Annotated in this window: 15 protein-coding genes; 11 read left to right on the top strand and 4 right to left on the bottom strand. The window is 70.8% G+C overall.

What is annotated here, in order from left to right; genetic code table 11:
• Window positions 1-169: 169 nt before the first annotated feature.
• The gene (locus DY218_RS30035) at window positions 170-2,512 is read left to right on the top strand and encodes a GH92 family glycosyl hydrolase (protein WP_128559320.1); all 2,343 of its coding nucleotides are present in this window, start codon (window positions 170-172) and stop codon (window positions 2,510-2,512) included.
• Window positions 2,513-2,611: 99 nt separating this feature from the next.
• On the opposite strand, the gene DY218_RS30030 is transcribed toward DY218_RS30035, so the two are convergent.
• Window positions 2,612-3,028 (bottom strand): DoxX family protein, encoded by a 417-nt coding sequence (locus DY218_RS30030; protein ID WP_199566897.1) that lies wholly within the window; start codon window positions 3,026-3,028, stop codon window positions 2,612-2,614.
• 207 nt (window positions 3,029-3,235) lie between these two features.
• Between DY218_RS30030 and DY218_RS30025 the strand changes: the two genes are divergently transcribed.
• Entirely contained in the window at window positions 3,236-4,789 is a 1,554-nt protein-coding gene (locus DY218_RS30025; protein WP_233521966.1) for an SDR family NAD(P)-dependent oxidoreductase, read from the top strand.
• 37 nt (window positions 4,790-4,826) lie between these two features.
• Here DY218_RS30025 and DY218_RS30020 read toward each other — a convergent pair whose 3' ends face one another.
• Window positions 4,827-5,288 (bottom strand): hypothetical protein, encoded by a 462-nt coding sequence (locus DY218_RS30020; protein WP_128559318.1) that lies wholly within the window; start codon window positions 5,286-5,288, stop codon window positions 4,827-4,829.
• Between the two features lie 258 nt (window positions 5,289-5,546).
• On the opposite strand from DY218_RS30020, the gene DY218_RS30015 reads away from it, so the two are divergent.
• A complete protein-coding gene (locus DY218_RS30015) occupies window positions 5,547-6,074 on the top strand; it encodes a DUF6328 family protein (protein WP_233521965.1) in 528 nt (175 codons plus the stop codon).
• Window positions 6,075-6,360: 286 nt separating this feature from the next.
• Window positions 6,361-6,528, top strand: a complete 168-nt coding sequence (locus tag DY218_RS34660; protein WP_199566896.1) for a hypothetical protein — start codon at window positions 6,361-6,363, stop codon at window positions 6,526-6,528.
• Window positions 6,529-6,603: 75 nt separating this feature from the next.
• On the opposite strand, the gene DY218_RS30010 is transcribed toward DY218_RS34660, so the two are convergent.
• Together DY218_RS30010 and DY218_RS30005 are read right to left on the bottom strand one after the other, a co-directional pair.
• Entirely contained in the window at window positions 6,604-8,223 is a 1,620-nt protein-coding gene (locus DY218_RS30010) for an alpha-L-fucosidase (RefSeq protein WP_128559317.1), read from the bottom strand.
• A gap of 133 nt (window positions 8,224-8,356) precedes the next feature.
• Window positions 8,357-9,088, bottom strand: coding sequence for a FadR/GntR family transcriptional regulator (locus tag DY218_RS30005; protein ID WP_128559316.1), 732 nt, complete (start codon window positions 9,086-9,088; stop codon window positions 8,357-8,359).
• A 165-nt stretch (window positions 9,089-9,253) separates the two neighbouring features.
• On the opposite strand from DY218_RS30005, the gene DY218_RS30000 reads away from it, so the two are divergent.
• From DY218_RS30000 to DY218_RS29970, 7 genes are read left to right on the top strand one after another with little or no spacing between them, the layout of a single operon-like run.
• Window positions 9,254-10,327, top strand: coding sequence for a sugar ABC transporter substrate-binding protein (locus DY218_RS30000; protein ID WP_128559315.1), 1,074 nt, complete (start codon window positions 9,254-9,256; stop codon window positions 10,325-10,327).
• The gene (locus DY218_RS29995; RefSeq protein WP_128559314.1) at window positions 10,324-11,826 is read left to right on the top strand and encodes a sugar ABC transporter ATP-binding protein; all 1,503 of its coding nucleotides are present in this window, start codon (window positions 10,324-10,326) and stop codon (window positions 11,824-11,826) included. The genes DY218_RS30000 and DY218_RS29995 overlap by 4 nt, the downstream gene beginning before the upstream one ends.
• Window positions 11,819-12,862, top strand: a complete 1,044-nt coding sequence (locus DY218_RS29990) for an ABC transporter permease (RefSeq protein WP_128559313.1) — start codon at window positions 11,819-11,821, stop codon at window positions 12,860-12,862. The genes DY218_RS29995 and DY218_RS29990 overlap by 8 nt, the downstream gene beginning before the upstream one ends.
• 27 nt (window positions 12,863-12,889) lie before the next feature.
• The gene (locus tag DY218_RS29985; protein ID WP_128559312.1) at window positions 12,890-14,299 is read left to right on the top strand and encodes an L-fuconate dehydratase; all 1,410 of its coding nucleotides are present in this window, start codon (window positions 12,890-12,892) and stop codon (window positions 14,297-14,299) included.
• The gene (locus tag DY218_RS29980; protein ID WP_128559311.1) at window positions 14,296-15,063 is read left to right on the top strand and encodes an SDR family NAD(P)-dependent oxidoreductase; all 768 of its coding nucleotides are present in this window, start codon (window positions 14,296-14,298) and stop codon (window positions 15,061-15,063) included. Before DY218_RS29985 ends, DY218_RS29980 begins: the two co-directional genes overlap by 4 nt.
• Window positions 15,060-16,169 carry an aldo/keto reductase gene (locus DY218_RS29975; RefSeq protein ID WP_128559310.1) on the top strand — a complete coding sequence of 370 codons (1,110 nt, stop codon included), beginning with the start codon at window positions 15,060-15,062 and terminating at the stop codon, window positions 16,167-16,169. Before DY218_RS29980 ends, DY218_RS29975 begins: the two co-directional genes overlap by 4 nt.
• Window positions 16,169-16,480, top strand: a complete 312-nt coding sequence (locus DY218_RS29970; RefSeq protein ID WP_128559309.1) for an L-rhamnose mutarotase — start codon at window positions 16,169-16,171, stop codon at window positions 16,478-16,480. The genes DY218_RS29975 and DY218_RS29970 overlap by 1 nt, the downstream gene beginning before the upstream one ends.
• Window position 16,481 lies beyond the last annotated feature (1 nt).

Here is a 16,481-nt window from a genome sequence, read left to right as displayed (position 1 = left end):
CGGGCGGCCGGCCCCTCCGTCGTATGTGGGGCGAGGCGCGAGGGCCGGGGGCAGCGTCCGTGTGCGGGCGCCGCCACCGTCCCACCCCTTGACGGGAGTTGCGCACGGGCCGAAGAATGACCGCGCCGTCTGACAACGTTGTCCGAAGACCTCCGGGAGGACCATCCCCATGTCTTGGCCCAGGCGCGCTCGGGCGCGCACCACGGGAGCGCTGCTCGGCGCGGCCGCGCTCCTCGGAGGCTTCCTCGCGGTGCCGTCCGCGCAGGCGAAGCCCGCCGACGAGCGGCTCACCGACCTCGTCAACCCGTTCATCGGCACCCAGAACGAGGGCAACACCTACCCCGGCGCCGCGGTGCCGTTCGGCATGGTGCAGCTCTCGCCCGACACCGGCCACACCACGGGTTACGACTACGAGGACGACCGGATCCGCGGCTTCAGCAGTGTGCACATCTCCGGCGTCGGCTGCGGTCTCGGCGGCGATCTGCCGACGCTGCCCACCACGGGTGACATCACGGAGACCGACTACGAGAAGTACGCGGCGAAGTTCAGCCACGACGACGAGAGCGCCCGGCCCGGCTACTACAAGGCAGGCCTCGAGTCCGGGATCACCGCCGAACTGACGGCCACCAAGCGGACCGGGGTGCAGCGCTACACGTTCCCCGCCACCGACAAGGCCAATGTGCTGCTCAACTCCGGCCAGTCGCTGCACAAGACGGAGTCCACCACGGTCGAGGTGCTCGACAGCCGGACGATCCGTACGTCCATCACCGGCAGCGGCTTCTGCCAGGACACCGAGCCGTACACGATCCACACGATCACCCGCTTCGACCGGCCCTTCGAGACCTCCGGCACCTGGAAGGGCGACGAGGTGACCGAGGGCTCGAAGAAGTCCACCGGCTCGGGCCGCAACGGCGCCTGGGCCCGCTTCGACACTTCGAAGGACCGCACCGTCGAGGCCACCACGGCGATCAGCTACGTGGACGCGGACGGAGCGGCCCGCAATCTGCGCGCCGAGGGTGGCCACGGCTTCGACCGCACCGCCAAGGCCGCGGACCGGGTGTGGGAGAAGCGCCTGGGCGACGTACAGGCGCAGGGCGGCACCGAGGAGCAGCGGCGCACCTTCTACTCCTCGCTGTACCGGTCCTTCCTGGCGCCGAACGTGGGCAGTGACGTGGACGGCCGCTACACCGGCCACGACCAGAAGATCCACCGGGCCAAGGGCTTCACGTACTACCAGAACTGGTCCCTGTGGGACACGTACCGCACCCAGGCCCAACTGCTCGCCCTGCTCGCCCCGCAGGAGTCCCGCGACATGGCCCGCTCCGTCCTCAAGATCGAGGAGGAGGGAGGCTGGCTGCCGAAGTGGGCGTACGGCACGGTCGAGACGAACATCATGACCGGCGACCCGGTCACCCCGTTCCTCACCAACGCCTACAAGCAGGGCCTGCTCGAGGGGTACGAGGAGGAGGCGTACCGCGCGCTGAAGAAGAACGCCGACTCGGTGCCGCCCACCGAGCACCCGGCGGTCGGCCGCGAGGCCAACGAGGAGTACCTGAAGGACGGCTTCGCCCCGTACATCAAGGACCGCGAGCACGCCAAGCCCGGCGACTCCGACTACGACCACGGCGCCTCCGCGACCCTGGAGTACGCGCTCTCCGACGCGATGCTCGCCGAGATGGCCGAGGACCTCGGCCACGACGAGGACGCCGCCCGCTACCGCAAGCGCGCGCAGAACTACCGGACCATCTTCGACGAGTCGACCGGATTCTTCCGCGCCAAGGACGAGAAGGGCGCCTTCACCGGGCCGGCCGACCCGGCCGAGTCGGAGGGCTTCCACGAGGGCACGTCGTGGCAGTACCAGTGGCTGGTCCCGCAGGACCTGCCCGGGATGATCGACCTGATCGGCGGCAAGGACGCCACCAACGAGCGGCTCGACTCCTTCTTCGCCTACGAGCAGCTGCTCGAGGACCCGGAGAAGACGGCCCGCGAGGTCTGGGTCAACGGCCCGTACGACTACTACAACGCGGACAAGTACAACCCGCAGAACGAGCCCGACCTGATCGCCCCGTACACGTATCTGTCCACCGGGCAGCCGTGGAAGTCGACGGACGTCGTGCACGCGGCGCTGACCCTGTTCACCGACGGGCCGACCGGCATGACCGGCAACGACGACCTCGGCACCATGTCCGCCTGGAACGTGCTGTCGTCGATCGGGATCTTCCCGGTGCAGCCGGGCACCGACACCTGGGGCCTGTCCACGCCGCTCTTCGACCGGGTCGACATCGATCTGGACCGGCGGTACTACCCGAAGGGTTCGCTGAGCATCACCGCCGAGGGCACCTCCGACTCCGACCGCTACATCCAGTCGGCGACGCTCGACGGGGCCGCGCAGGAGCACACGTACCTGACGACCGAGGACATCCGCGGGGCCCGCTCGCTGTCCTTCACCGTCGGTGACGAGCCCTCCGACTGGGGCACATCTCCGGAGGCGGCGCCGCCGGCCCTGGACTGAGGCGTCTTCCGTCCGACGGGATTCCGACGGGATTCGATGCGCTGACGAGCCTCCCGGTCCGGGGAATCGGGCCGGGAGGCTCAGGGCTTGTCGTGCCCGTCAGGCGGCGGCGTCGCGTGCCACCTTGCGGGCCCAGAGGACGAGGGGGATCTGGAGGGGTACTCGGGCCTGGGCCGCCCGGCGCAGCGGTGCGGGGCGGTCACGCCAGTCGGCTGCCATCTGGGCGTTGGCCGGGACGACGGCGACGAAGAAGGCGGCCGCGGCGCAGGCGGCTCGTGCCCGGGTCCGCGGCAGCGCGATGCCCGCGGCGAGGGCCAGCTCGGCCGCGCCGCTGACCCTGGTCCAGGTCCGGGGCGAGCCGGGCAGGGCGCGCGGCACGATGGAGTCGAACGGCTCGGGCATCAGGAAGTGGGCCGCCCCCGCTCCGGCGAGCAGACCGGCGAGGAGCTGAGGGGAAGACACGCGACGCAAGGAGGCCTCCGGAGTACGGCGGGCTGGGCGGAACGACGGCGCCATCTTACTCGCGAGTAAGTCACGAGTACGTACCGATGGACGGGCCCCGGAAGTGATCAAGGCGTCGAGCGTCGCGTGCGGCTTCGCACCGGGACCGAGCGGTTTGGAGAGAACACGCGTGCCTACGTAAAGTTTCCTCCTTGGATACTCCATGACCCCGTGCGCGCGCAGGCCGCGACCGGGCCCGAGTGAGCACGAGGACGAACGGCGATGACGGTGACAGCGGAAGGCCAGGGGCTCGACCCTGCAGCAGGGGCGGACGGCCCGGGTGTTCCCGAGCCCGCGTCCGGCGCCGAACAGGCCCTCGGCGCCGAGGAGTTCGGCCCCGGCATCGACCCGGAGCGGCTCGCCGTCTGCCTGTCCGTGCTCGACGAACTCGACAAGCTCGAGGTGGACCACCCGGATGCGATCAAGGTGCGCCGGGCCACGGCGGGGATCTACCGCACGGTCAAGCAGCGCCGGCGCCAGGAGCGCCGCGCCGCCAAGACCGCCCACGACCGCTCCGTGACCCACGCCACGGCCACCGGCTCCGCCGAGCGCATCGACGACGAGACCCAGGGCCTGCTGCCGTCCTCCTCCGCGGCCGGCGAGATCGCCGGGATACTCCAGCGCCCCCGCTCCTGCTACGTCTGCAAGACGCGGTACGTCGAGGTCGACGCCTTCTACCACCAGCTCTGCCAGAAGTGCGCGGCGGAGAACCGGGCGAAGCGGGACGCCCGCGCCGACCTCACCGGCAAGCGGGCGCTGCTCACCGGCGGCCGCGCCAAGATCGGCATGTACATCGCGCTGCGGCTGCTTCGCGACGGTGCACACACGACGATCACCACGCGATTCCCCAAGGACGCGATCCGCCGCTTCAAGGCGATGGACGACTCGGCGGACTGGATGCACCGCCTCGAGGTCGTCGGCATCGACCTGCGCGACCCGGCGCAGGCCGTCGCGCTCGCCGATCAGGTCGCCGAGGCCGGCCCGCTGGACATTCTGATCAACAACGCCACGCAGACGGTGCGCCGGCTGCCCTCGGCGTACGCCGCCCTGGTCGACGGCGAAACGGCCCCGCTGCCCGCCGGGGAGCTGCCCGCCCACCACGTCATCGGCGCCTTCAACTCCGGTGCGGTGGACGGACTGGCCGCGCTGCCGGCGGGCATCTCCGGGATGGACGCGCAGGAGGTCGCCGATCTCGCCCTGGTCGCGGGCAACGCAAGCGTCGTACGGCACCGCGAGGGCACCGCGATCGACGCGGGCGGCCTCGTCCCCGACGTGGTCGACTCCAACACCTGGGTGCAGACCATCGAGCAGATCTCCCCCGTGGAGCTGCTCGAGACCCAACTCTGCAACTACACCGCGCCGTTCGTCCTCATCAGCAAGCTGCGCCCGGCGATGGCGGCGGCCGCGCGGCAGGCGGCGAGCGGGCGTGCGTACGTGGTCAACGTCTCCGCGATGGAGGGCGTCTTCAGCCGCGGCTACAAGGGCGCGGGACACCCCAACACCAATGCGGCGAAGGCCGCGGTGAACATGGTGACGCGCACCAGCGGCCAGGAGATGTTCCGCACCGACGGCATCCTGATGACCTCGGTCGACACCGGCTGGATCACCGACGAGCGCCCGCACTACGACAAGCTCCGCCTGGCCGACGAGGGTTTCCACGCCCCGCTCGACCTGATCGACGGAGCGGCCAGGGTCTACGACCCGGTGGTGCGCGGCGAGGCCGGTGAGGACCTGTACGGGGTGTTCCTCAAGGACTACGCGCCGGCCAACTGGTAGGCCGCGGCGTGCGGTTGGCCGGGGCGGCCGTTCCCGGTCATACGCGGACCCTGGCCGCCGCCGCGACGATTTCCAGTACCGGACGCCAGTCCTCCAGGACACCGACGCCGAGTCCGTCGAGGGTGGCCGCGGCGGCGGCGTGCCGAAGGGTGAGGGCGTCCTCTGCGTAGGGGGCCTGGTCGAAGTCGGTGTCCGTGGTCGGCTCCTGGAGCAGTACGAGGCGCGTGACGCGTCGTCCGAGGAGGGGGCGTACGGTTTCGGCTCCGCGTGCGGCAATGTGGGCGGCGGGCTCGCCCGGGCGCAGGGGCGCGCCGATGCGGTGGACCAGGCCTGCGGTCTGGAGCTCCTTGTCGCTCGGGTGCGAGCGGCGTAGGAGGGCTGCGGTGCGCAGGGCGTGGTCGAGGGCGGACGCGTCTTCGGCCCCTCCGGCCTTGGCGGCCGGGAATTCCTGGGATGCGTACAGCAGGTGCATGAGGTCGTCGATGCTGGGTGGGTGCATGTGCGGGGTGCTCCCTTCCTGCCTCGTGTGTGCGTAGCACACCATGGGGTTTTGTCGGTTTGGACAACGGGAGTTGAACGGGTGCGGTGCGGCTGCGCCGTGCGGGGCGTGAAGGATGTCCTCAAGCGCCGGGCGGGCTGGAAAAGATGTCCTCAAACGCCGGACGGGCTGGAGGGGAGCGCCGGACGGGCTGAGGTGGCGTGCCGGGGAATGGATTGGAGTGGAGGGGATACCCGGAGCCCGTGGAAGGTGGAGGGTATGAGGGATGGTGCGAAGGTGCCCGGGACGGAGCCCGAGCCGGATGCGGACGGGCGGGTGCTCGGCCGTAGGGAATCGCCGGAGGAGCGGGCCGACCGGCGCTGGGGCGAGCTGCTGCAGGAACTGCGGGTGGCGCAGACCGGCGTGCAGATCATGTTCGGCTTCCTGCTCACCGTCGTGTTCCAGCCACGCTTCGACGCGCTGTCGGACGCGGACCGCGCGATCTATGTGGTCACTGTGATGCTCGGGGCGGCGACCATGGGGGCGCTCATCGGGCCCGTCGCGTTCCACCGAATGGTCGCAGGGCGCCGGCTGAAACCGCAGACCGTCGTCTGGGCCTCCCGTATGACGCTGCTCGGCCTGGTGCTGCTGCTCTGCACGATGGCGAGTGCGCTGCTCCTGGTGCTGCGGGTCGTCCTCGACGACTCGCTGGCCGTCTGGGCGGTGTTCGCGATGGTGGTCTGGTTCGGCCTCTGCTGGTACGGACTTCCCGTGTGGGCCCGCCATGCGGGGGCCGGACGCCGCTGAGAGCCTGTGACGAAGCACGGGTTGACAAAAATCGGGGCAATTTTCAGCCCCATCGAGCAGGGGACCGCTCATATGGTTACCCTGTACCGGACGGACAGCCGGATCGGGTGCCACCCACACCCACGGCCCGTCCCGGGACAAGCCGGTCACCACGGCCGCGTCCCGGAGGAGACACCGGCGCCACCGCGACCGAACTACCCATCAAGAGCCCCGAAGGGTGGCCGGCCGGAGGCCCGGCACCGGGTCGGTGCGACCCGGCGGTTACCCGACACAGAAGGAGTGCGCGGTGACACCGGACAAGACGAAGAGCGAACAACGCCCCAAGGAACGCAGGCAGACGAAGGCCCCGAAGAAGCTCGGCAGCCTCGATGTGTGGGCCCGCTCGGCCCCCATCCGGCTGGCCGGCTACGAGGACGACCTCGCCGAGCCGCACATCCTGCCGAGCGTGGACTGACGACCCTGCAGGGGCGGCCGTCACCACGACGGACGGCCGCCCACCGGTCAGGTACTCACCGGCGTGACCGATCACTCAGGTGCGTGACCGGTACAGGCCGAACTCGCTGATTCCGGCGGCCTGTCGGGACCCCGTGACCCGCAGCCGCCAGTGCCGCGCCCGCGTCGCGCCGGACAGCAACACGATGCGGCTCGCCCCGACCACGCCGACCTCGGCGACCGGCGACCAGTCCCCTTCGACCCGCGCCTCGACCACGAGCTGCTCGACCTGCTGCCCGTGCCGGATGTCCTCCGCGAGGCGGATCCGGTCCACCTCCTGCTCCCGGCCGAGGTCGATCTCCAGGGTTCCCCGCGAGGGCGCGGGCGCCACCCAGGCCGAGTCGGGATCGCCGTCGACCGCACGGCCCGCCCCCGATCCGTCGCCGGAAGCGGCCGCTCCGTGGGCCAGATCCTCCGGCAACTCCGCCTCGACACGGGCGCGGAACGCGCTCAGCCGTTCCACGTCCGCGTCCGGAAGCAGCCCTCTCCGGTCCGGCGGGATGTTGAGCAGCAGCACCGAATTGCGGCCCACGGAACGGAAGTAGATGTCCGTGAGCTCGTCCACGGACTTCGGCTGCTCGTCCTCGTGGTAGAACCAGCCGGGCCGGATGGACACATCGCACTCCGCCGGCCACCACTGCAGATGGGTGGCCACCGTTCGGGCCTCGAGCAGTGCGTCCCGGCTGCCGTGCTCGGGTGCGTCGGCGGGCAGCGCGACATCCGTACGGCCGTACGTCTGCTCCTTGACCGGGACCACGCTCCACTCGTCCTCGCGCGCCAGACCGCCCTCGTTGCCGACCCATCGCACGTCCGGGCCGCTGACCGCGATGGCGGCGTCCGGTGCCAGGGCGCGGATCAGGGCGTACCAGCTGTCCCAGTCGTACTCCTCCACCTCGTCGTCCGGGATACGGCCCTTCGCGCCGTCGAACCACACCTCGTCGACGGGGCCGTACTCGGTGAGCACCTCGTAGAGCTGGTTGAGCACGAAGGCGCCGTAGTCCGTGGCCGGCAGTTCGAAGGTGCGCCGGCCGTCGGCAGCGCGGTCGTCGCCGTCGACCGGGGTGGGGACGGTGCGGGTGGTGCGGGGGCTGCCGTTGGCGTAGACGCCGTGCAGATACTGGTTCTCGTCGGCGGGGGAGAGGTACAGGCCGACCTTGATGCCGTGCCGGCGCATGGAGTCGGCGAAGGCGCGGACCACGTCGCCGCGGCCGGCCTGCCAGGAACTGGCGGCGACGGTGTGCCCGGTGTAGCGGCTGGGGTAGAGCACGAAGCCGTCGTGGTGCTTGACGGTGAGGATGGCGAGCTCGAAGCCGCCGTCGCGCAGCGCCCGCGCCCACTGGTCGGTGTCGAGCCCGGTGGGCTGGAACAGCTCGGGGGCCTCGTCGCCGGTGCCCCATTCGAGACCGGTGTAGGTGTTCACGCCGAAGTGCAGGAACGCGGTGCGTTCCAGTCGCTGCCAGGCGATCTGACGTTCCGTCGGGCGTATTCGGGCGGCGGTGGCGAGGAGTTGCTCGATGCTGTCGTCGGGGCTGATCGGCAGTCGGTACGCGTCCTCGCGAGCTGCCGCGACGGCGGGCGGGCCGCCGGCGAGCACCCAGGAGGTGCCGGCCGCCGCAACGGCGGTCGCGGTGAGGAAGGTTCTGCGGCTCACTGTCATACGGTGCGCTCTCCTGTTCGGGTCGGTCGTGCCGGTCCAGTGCGGAGGTGTGCTGCCGTGCGAAGAAGTGGCGCGTGCGGGTCACCAGGGTCTGTCCGGCCGATCCACGAAGATCCGCCGGACAGACCCTGGGTCACAGCGACTTCAGCTGGGTCCGGAGCCACTGCTCGACCTCGCCGACATGCGCGGCCGCGGCCGCGCGGGCGGCTTCCGGATCACGGGACCTGAGAGCCGTGTGGATGCGGTCGTGCTCGCGGCGGGTGCGCTCGAAGGCGCCCTCCTCCTGGTAGCCGCGCCAGACCCGGGCCCGGAACGTACGCGAGGACAGGCCCTCCAGGATCGCCGCCATCGTGTCGTTCCCCGCGGCGGTGGCGATCGCGCGGTGGAAGGCCAGGTCGTGCGCGAGGATCTCCTCCGGGTCGTCGGTCGCGTTCATGGCGATCAAGTGGCCCTCGACCTCGGCCAGTTGGTCCTCGGTGATCCGGGCCGCGGCCAGTGCGGCGGCGGTCGACTCGAGCACCCTGCGCACCTCGAGCAGCTCCACCAGACGCGGTCCGCGCGACAGGTCGGCGACCACGCCGAACGTCTCCAGGAGGTCGCCCGCCTCCAGTTGGGTCACATAGATGCCGGAGCCGTGCCGCGCCTGCAGGACCCCGATCACGGTGAGGGCGCGGATCGCCTCCCGCATCGAGCTGCGGGAGATGCCGAGTCGGGCGGCGAGTTCCCGTTCGGTGGGCAGGCGCTGGCCCGGTTCGAGCCGGCCCTCGGCGATCATCGCCTTGACCTCCTCGATGGCGCGCTGTGTCACCGTGCCTTTCGGTGGGGAGACTTGCTCCCCCTGTGCCACCTGATCGACGTGCTCCACGACCACTCCCTCCGACCGAGTGCCGCGCAGTCTAGCCAGCAAAGTGGTCTGACCACCATGGCGGGAATGCGGGAAAAGTTGCCGACGGAGGGTGTTGTGCGCGCCAAGTGGTCTGATAAATATTCCTCGCACTCGCTCAACAGTCGCCTCATGAGGAGCCGTCGGATGGCCGGCAGAACTGCGCGATTCAGCTCACGAACCCTGCGAGTCACGGCAGCCGCCGTCGGTGCCGGCCTGCTGCTCGCCGCCTGCGGCAGTACGAAGGACACCGGCGCATCGCCGGGTTCCGGAGACAAGGACGGCGACGGCGGCAAGGTCGGGGTGATCCTGCCGCTGCTCACCTCGCCCTTCTGGCAGTCGTACAACGACTACGTGCCGAAGATGGCGAAGTCGGAGGGAGTCGACGCACTCAAGACCGTCAACTCCAACAGCGACTCCTCCCAGCAGATCACCGACATCAACAACCAGCTCAACCAGGGCGTCGCAGGACTCGTCGTGGCTCCCCTGGACAGTGCCGCGATCTCCGCCGGACTCGACCAGGCCGAGCGCAAGGGCGTCCCCGTGGTCGCCGTCGACGTGGCGCCCGAGAAGGGCAAGGTCGCGATGGTGGTCCGCGCCAACAACGTCGCGTACGGGCAGAAGGCCTGTGAATTCCTCGGCGGGAAGGTCAAGAAGGGCAAGGTCGTCCAGATCATGGGCGACCTCGCCTCGGTCAACGGCCGCGAGCGCTCCGAGGCCTTCCGCTCCTGTGCGAAGAAGAAGTACCCGGACCTCAAGGTCCTGGAGATCCCCGCCAAGTGGGAGTCGGACACCGCCGCGTCCAAGCTCGACACCCTGCTCAACGCCAACCCCGACATCAAGGGCATCTATATGCAGGCGGGCGGGGTGTATCTCGCACCCACGCTGCAGACCCTGAAGTCCAAGGGCATGCTCAAGAAGGCCGGCGGCAAGGGTCACATCTCGATCGTCTCCAACGACGGCATCCCGCAGGAGTTCGACGCCATCCGCAAGGGGCAGATCGACGCGACGGTCTCCCAGCCGGCCGACGCGTACGCCAAGTACGGCATGTACTACATCAAGGCCGCGATGGCCGGGAAGACCTTCAAACCCGGTCCCACCGACCACGGTTCGAAGATCGTGAAGCTGCCCAGCGGACTCCTCGAGGACCAGCTGCCCGCGCCGCTGGTCACCAAGAAGAACGTCGACGACTCCGAGCTGTGGGGCAACACCGTCGAATGAGCACACCCACCATCCCCCTCGTGGAGGCGGAGGGCGTCGCCAAGCGCTACGGACCCACCGTCGCCCTGCAGGACGGCCGCATCACCGTCCTGCCCGGTGAGTCCCACGCCCTCGTCGGCCGCAACGGCGCGGGCAAGTCCACCCTGGTGAACATCCTGACCGGACTGCAGGCCCCCGACGAGGGCACGGTCCGCTTCGACGGCGGCCCCGCACCCGCCCTCGCCGACCGCGACGCCTGGCGTACGAAGGTGGCCTGCGTCTATCAGAAGCCCACCGTCGTACCCGAACTCACCGTCGCGGAGAACCTGTTCATCAACCGCCAGCCCACCGGCCGAGGCGGCCTCATCAACTGGCGCAGACTGCACGAGCAGGCCGCCGAGGTCCTCGCCACCTGGGACGTGCGCGTCGACCCCGATGTCCGCACCGCCGAACTGCGGGTCGAGGACCGGCAGATGGTGGAGATCGCCCGCGCGCTCAGCTTCGGTGCGCGCTTCATCATCCTCGACGAGCCGACCGCGCAGCTCGACAACCGCGAGATCGAGCGGCTCTTCGCCCGGATGCGCTCGCTCCAGGAGTCCGGAGTCACCTTCCTGTTCATCTCGCACCATCTGCAGGAGGTCTACGAGGTCTGCCAGACCGTCACCGTGCTGCGCGACGCTCGCTGGATCACCACCGCCCCCGTCGCCGAACTCCCGCGCGCCGAGCTGGTGGAGGCGATGGCGGGCGAGGCGGTGACGGGACAGGGCCCGGCGCGGGACGCGGTACCCGCCGACGCCCCCGAGCTGCTCACCGTGTCGGGTCTCACCGCCGAGGCGTACACCGACATCTCGTTCACCGTCCGCGGGGGAGAGGTGGTCGGCCTCGCCGGCATCAGCGGCAGCGGCAAGATCGAGCTGGCCGAGAGCCTCGCCGGACTGCACACCCCGAGCTCGGGAAGCGCCCAACTGGACGGCAGAGCACTGCCGTTCGGCGATGTGCCGGCCGCGCTGCGGGCCGGCGTCGGCTGTGTCCCGCGCGATCGTCACGACGAGGGCCTGGTGCCCGGCATGACGATCGGCGACAACGCCACCATGACCGTCCTGTCCCGCCTCGGACGGTTCGGATTCGTCGGCTCGGACCGCCGCGCACGGTTCGCCGACGAGCTGATCGAGCGCCTGGACATCCATGCCGAGGGACCGCAGCAGCCGGTGTCCGACCTGTCCGGCGGCAACGCCCAGAAGGTGGTGATGGCCCGCGCGCTCGCATCCGACCCCCGCCTGCTCGTCCTCATCAACCCCACGGCCGGTGTGGACGTGAAGTCCAAGGAGTCCCTGCTCGCCCGGATGGACAGCTGCCGCGAGGACGGGACGGCCGTCCTGGTCGTCTCCGACGAACTCGACGATCTGCGGCGCTGCGACCGGGTGCTCGTCCTCTTCCACGGCCGGATCGTCGCCGAGCATCCCGCCGGCTGGCACGACCACGAACTCATCGCCTCCATCGAAGGAGTGGACCATGGCTGACACGAAGGCCGCGTCGGCCTCGGTCCCGGCGGACCACATCGGCAAGCAGGCCCCGGCCGACCGCGGCGGACGCTCGGTGCTGCTCCGGCGAGCCCGCGAACTCGCCCTCGTACCCGCCCTGTTGCTGCTTCTGGTGCTCGGGGCGCTGCTCAACGACTCGTTCCTGACCGAGCGGAACCTGATCTCGATCCTCGGCGCCTCCGCCGCGCTCGCCATGGTGGTGCTCGCCGAGGCGCTCGTCCTGATCACCGGGAAGTTCGACCTGTCGCTCGAATCGGTCGTCGGTGTCGCGCCCGCCGTCGGCGCCCTGCTCGTCCTGCCCGCGGCCCAGGCCGGCTTCGGCACCGAACTGCCCGCTGTGGTCTCGGTGTTGGCGATCCTCCTGGTCGGCGCGGCGATCGGGGCGTTCAACGGGGTACTGGTCGTCAAGTTCAAACTCAACGCCTTCATCGTCACCCTGGCCATGCTGATCGTGCTGCGCGGACTCCTGGTCGGCGCCACCGAGGGCAAGACCCTCTTCGGCATGCCCGACGCCTTCTACGCCCTCGCCACCACCACCTTCCTCACCATCCCCATGTCCGTGTGGCTGGCCGCCGCCGCCTTCGGCCTCGCCGGGCTCGTCCTGAAGTACCACCGCATCGGCCGCTCCCTCTACGCGATCGGCGGCAATCCCGAGGCGGCCCGGGCGGCCGGGATCCGGGTGGAGCGGGTGATGCTCGGCGTCTTCGTCGTCGCCGGGACCCTCGCCGCGCTCGGCGGACTGATGCAGACCGGATACGTCGGCGCCATCAACGCCAACCAGGGCCAGAACATGATCTTCACGGTGTTCGCGGCCGCGGTCATCGGCGGAATCAGCCTGGACGGCGGCAAGGGCACCATGTTCGGCGCCCTCACCGGCGTACTGCTGCTCGGCGTCGTACAGAACCTGCTCACCCTGGCCCAGGTGCCGTCGTTCTGGATCCAGGCGATCTACGGCGGAATCATCCTCGTCGCCCTGATGATCGCCCGCGTCACCACCGGCCGCGCACAGGACTGACCTGCGCCACTGTCCGAGAGGGACACCTTGTCTTCCACCGCAACGCCTGGCACCGCAACGCCTGGCACCGCATCGCCGGGCACCGCCCGGATCACCGCCGTCGAGACGTACGACATCCGCTTCCCCACCTCGCGGGAGCTCGACGGCTCCGACGCGATGAACCCGGACCCCGACTACTCCGCCGCCTATGTCGTGCTGCGCACCGACGCGGCCGACGGTCACGAGGGCCACGGCTTCTCGTTCACCATCGGGCGCGGCAACGAGGTGCAGGTCGCCGCCATCGACGCGCTCCGCCCGCACCTGCTCGGGCGCCCGCTCGACGCCCTCTGCGCCGACCCCGGATCGCTCAACCGCGACCTGATCGGCGACAGCCAACTGCGCTGGCTCGGGCCCGAGAAGGGCGTGATGCACATGGCGATCGGCGCCGTCGTGAACGCCGTCTGGGATCTCGCCGCGAAGCGCGCCGGCCTGCCGCTGTGGCGGCTGCTCGCCGACGCCGACCCCGACTGGCTGGTCTCCCAGGTCGACTTCCGCTACATCGCCGACGCCCTCGGCCCGGACGAGGCCCTCGACCTGCTGCGGCGCGGCAGGCAGGGCGCCGCCGACCGCACCCGCCGCCTGCGGGAGCGCGGCTACCCCGCGTACACGACCTCGCCCGGCTGGCTCGGCTACTCCGACGAGAAGCTCACCCGGCTCGCCACCGAAGCGGTCGCCGACGGATTCACCCAGATCAAGCTGAAGGTCGGCGCCGACCTCGACGACGACCTGCGCCGGATGCGCACCGCACGCGCCGCCGTCGGCGACGGCATCCGCATCGCCGTCGACGCCAACCAGCGGTGGAACGTCGACGAGGCCATCCGCTGGACCAAGGCCCTCGCCCCGTACGACCCGTACTGGATCGAGGAGCCCACCAGCCCCGACGACGTGCTCGGGCACGCGGCGATCCGCCGGGCCGTCGCCCCCGTCCGGGTCGCCACCGGCGAGCACGTACAGAACCGGATCGTCTTCAAGCAGCTGCTGCAGGCCGGCGCCATCGACGTCCTGCAGATCGACGCGGCCCGGGTCGGCGGAGTCAACGAGAACCTCGCGATCCTGCTGCTCGCCGCCAAGTTCGGCGTCCCGGTCTGCCCGCACGCCGGGGGAGTGGGGCTGTGCGAACTCGTCCAGCACCTCTCGATGTTCGACTATGTGGCGCTCACCGGCACCACCGAGAACCGCGCCATCGAGTACGTCGACCATCTGCACGAGAACTTCCTCGACCCGGTCACGGTGCGCGACGGCCACTATCTGCCGCCCACCGCACCGGGCTTCTCCGCCACCATGCGGCCGGAGACACTCACCGAGTTCCTCTTCCCCGGCGGCGCCTGTTGGGCTTCCCCACCGGCCCAGCTGCCCCCGGAGCCCGATCAGTCCCGGCAGAACGGAGCGGCCGTATGACCAGCGAAGCACGCGAGTACGAGGGTCTCAGCGCCCTGGTCACCGGCGGAGCCTCCGGAATCGGGCGGGCCACCGCCGAACTCCTCGCCGCCCGCGGCGCCGCGGTGACCGTGCTCGACCTGGACATCGCGGGCGTGACGAAGCCCCTGCTCGCCCGGCGCGGCGACGTCACCGACGACGCCTCGGTGCGCGAGGCGGTGTCCTCGGCGGCCGCGGAGATGGGCGGCCTCGACATCCTCGTCAACAATGCGGGCATCGGCGCCCAGGGCACCGTCGAGGACAACGACGACGACCAGTGGCACCACGTACTCGACGTCAATGTCCTCGGCATGGTGCGCACCACCCGCGCCGCCCTGCCCCACCTCAGGCGCTCCGCGCACGCCGCCGTCGTCAACACCTGCTCCATCGCGGCCACCGCCGGCCTGCCGCAGCGCGCGCTCTACGGCGCATCCAAGGGCGCCGTCCTGTCCCTCACCCTGGCCATGGCCGCCGACCACATCAGGGAGGGGATCCGGGTGAACTGCGTGAACCCGGGCACCGCCGACACTCCATGGATCGGCCGCCTCCTGGACGCGGCACCGGACCCGGAGGCCGAACGCGCCGCACTCGAAGCCCGCCAGCCCACCGGGCGCCTCGTCTCCGCGGACGAAGTCGCCGCCGCCATCGCCTACTTGGCGAGCCCGGCCGCCGGCGCCACCACCGGCACCTCCCTCGCGGTGGACGGCGGCATGCAGGGCCTCAGGCTGCGCCCCGCACAGTCATGACGGGCGCCACCCCCGCCGAACCGGCGGCGGACACTCCGGCGTCCCGGCGCACCCGGCTCGGCGCGAGTCAAGTGCGGCCCACCCGGCTGTCCTTCGGTGCGGCCGCGCTCGCCGGCCTCTACACGGAGGTCGGCGAGGAGCAGGCCGCGGCCGCCGTCGAAGCCGCCTGGGCCGCGGGCATCCGCTCGTACGACACCGCACCGCACTACGGCGTGGGCCTGTCCGAACGCCGGCTCGGCGCCGCGCTGCGCGGGCGGCACCGGGACTCGTACGTGGTCTCCACCAAGGTCGGCCGACTGCTCGTGGAGCAACAGCCCCCGTACGGGGACGACTTGGCGAACGGCTTCGCGGCCCCCGCCACCCACCGCCGGGTCTGGGACTTCAGCGCCGACGGGGTGCGGCGCGGCATCGAGGACAGCCTCGGCCGGCTCGGCCTCGACCGGGTCGACCTGGTGTATCTGCACGACCCCGACGACCACGCCGAACAGGCCTTCGCCGAGGCGTACCCCGCGCTCGAGCGGCTGCGGGACGAGGGGGTGGTCGGCGCGATCGGCGCGGGCATGAACCAGACCCGGATGCTCAGCCGCTTCGTCCGTGACACCGACGTCGACGCCGTGCTGTGCGCCGGCCGCTACACGCTGCTCGACCCGAGCGCGCTCACCGAACTGCTGCCGGCGGCCGCCGCCCGGGGCGTGAGCGTCGTGATCGGCGGCGTCTTCAACTCCGGTCTGCTCGCCGACCCGGCCCCAGGGGCGACCTACGACTATGCCGAGGCGCCGCGCGAGGTGCTGGTGCGTGCCCTGCGCATGAAGGAGGCGGCCGCCCGGCACGGCACCACCCTGCGGGCCGCGGCGCTCGCCTTCCCGTTCGGCCACCCGGCCGTCGCCTCGGTCCTGGTCGGGGCACGCTCGGCGGCCGAAGTGACCGATGCAGTACGGCAGTTCCACCGCCCTGTGCCGGCAGCGCTGTGGGAGGAACTGCAGTCGGAGGGGCTGCTGCCCGCGGGCGCCCCGGTGCCGGTGACGCCGCTGGTACCGGACACCCCGGCACACCGCACACTCCGTACCACCGACCCATGCGCCAGCCGTCAGACCGGAGTCGAGTGATGAGAATCGCCCTGCACACCAAGGTCCGCGCCGACCGCATAGAGGAGTACGAGGCGGCGCACCGTGAAGTGCCCGTGGAGCTCACCGATGCGATCCGCGCCGCCGGCGCCACCTCCTGGACCATCTGGCGCAGCGGCAGGGACCTCTTCCACCTCATCGAGTGCGAGGACTATCCGCGGATGATCGCCGAACTGGAGAAGCTGCCGGTGAACGTCGCCTGGCAGGCCCGGATGTCCGAGCTGCTCGATGTCGTCCACGACTATTCGTCCGAGGGCGCCGACGCCGGTCTGCCCGCCGTCTGGGAGCTGTGAT

The organism is Streptomyces triticagri (genome assembly GCF_003429565.1).
GTDB classification, from domain to species: domain Bacteria; phylum Actinomycetota; class Actinomycetes; order Streptomycetales; family Streptomycetaceae; genus Streptomyces; species Streptomyces triticagri.
This window is presented reverse-complemented; position numbering and strand designations above follow the sequence as displayed.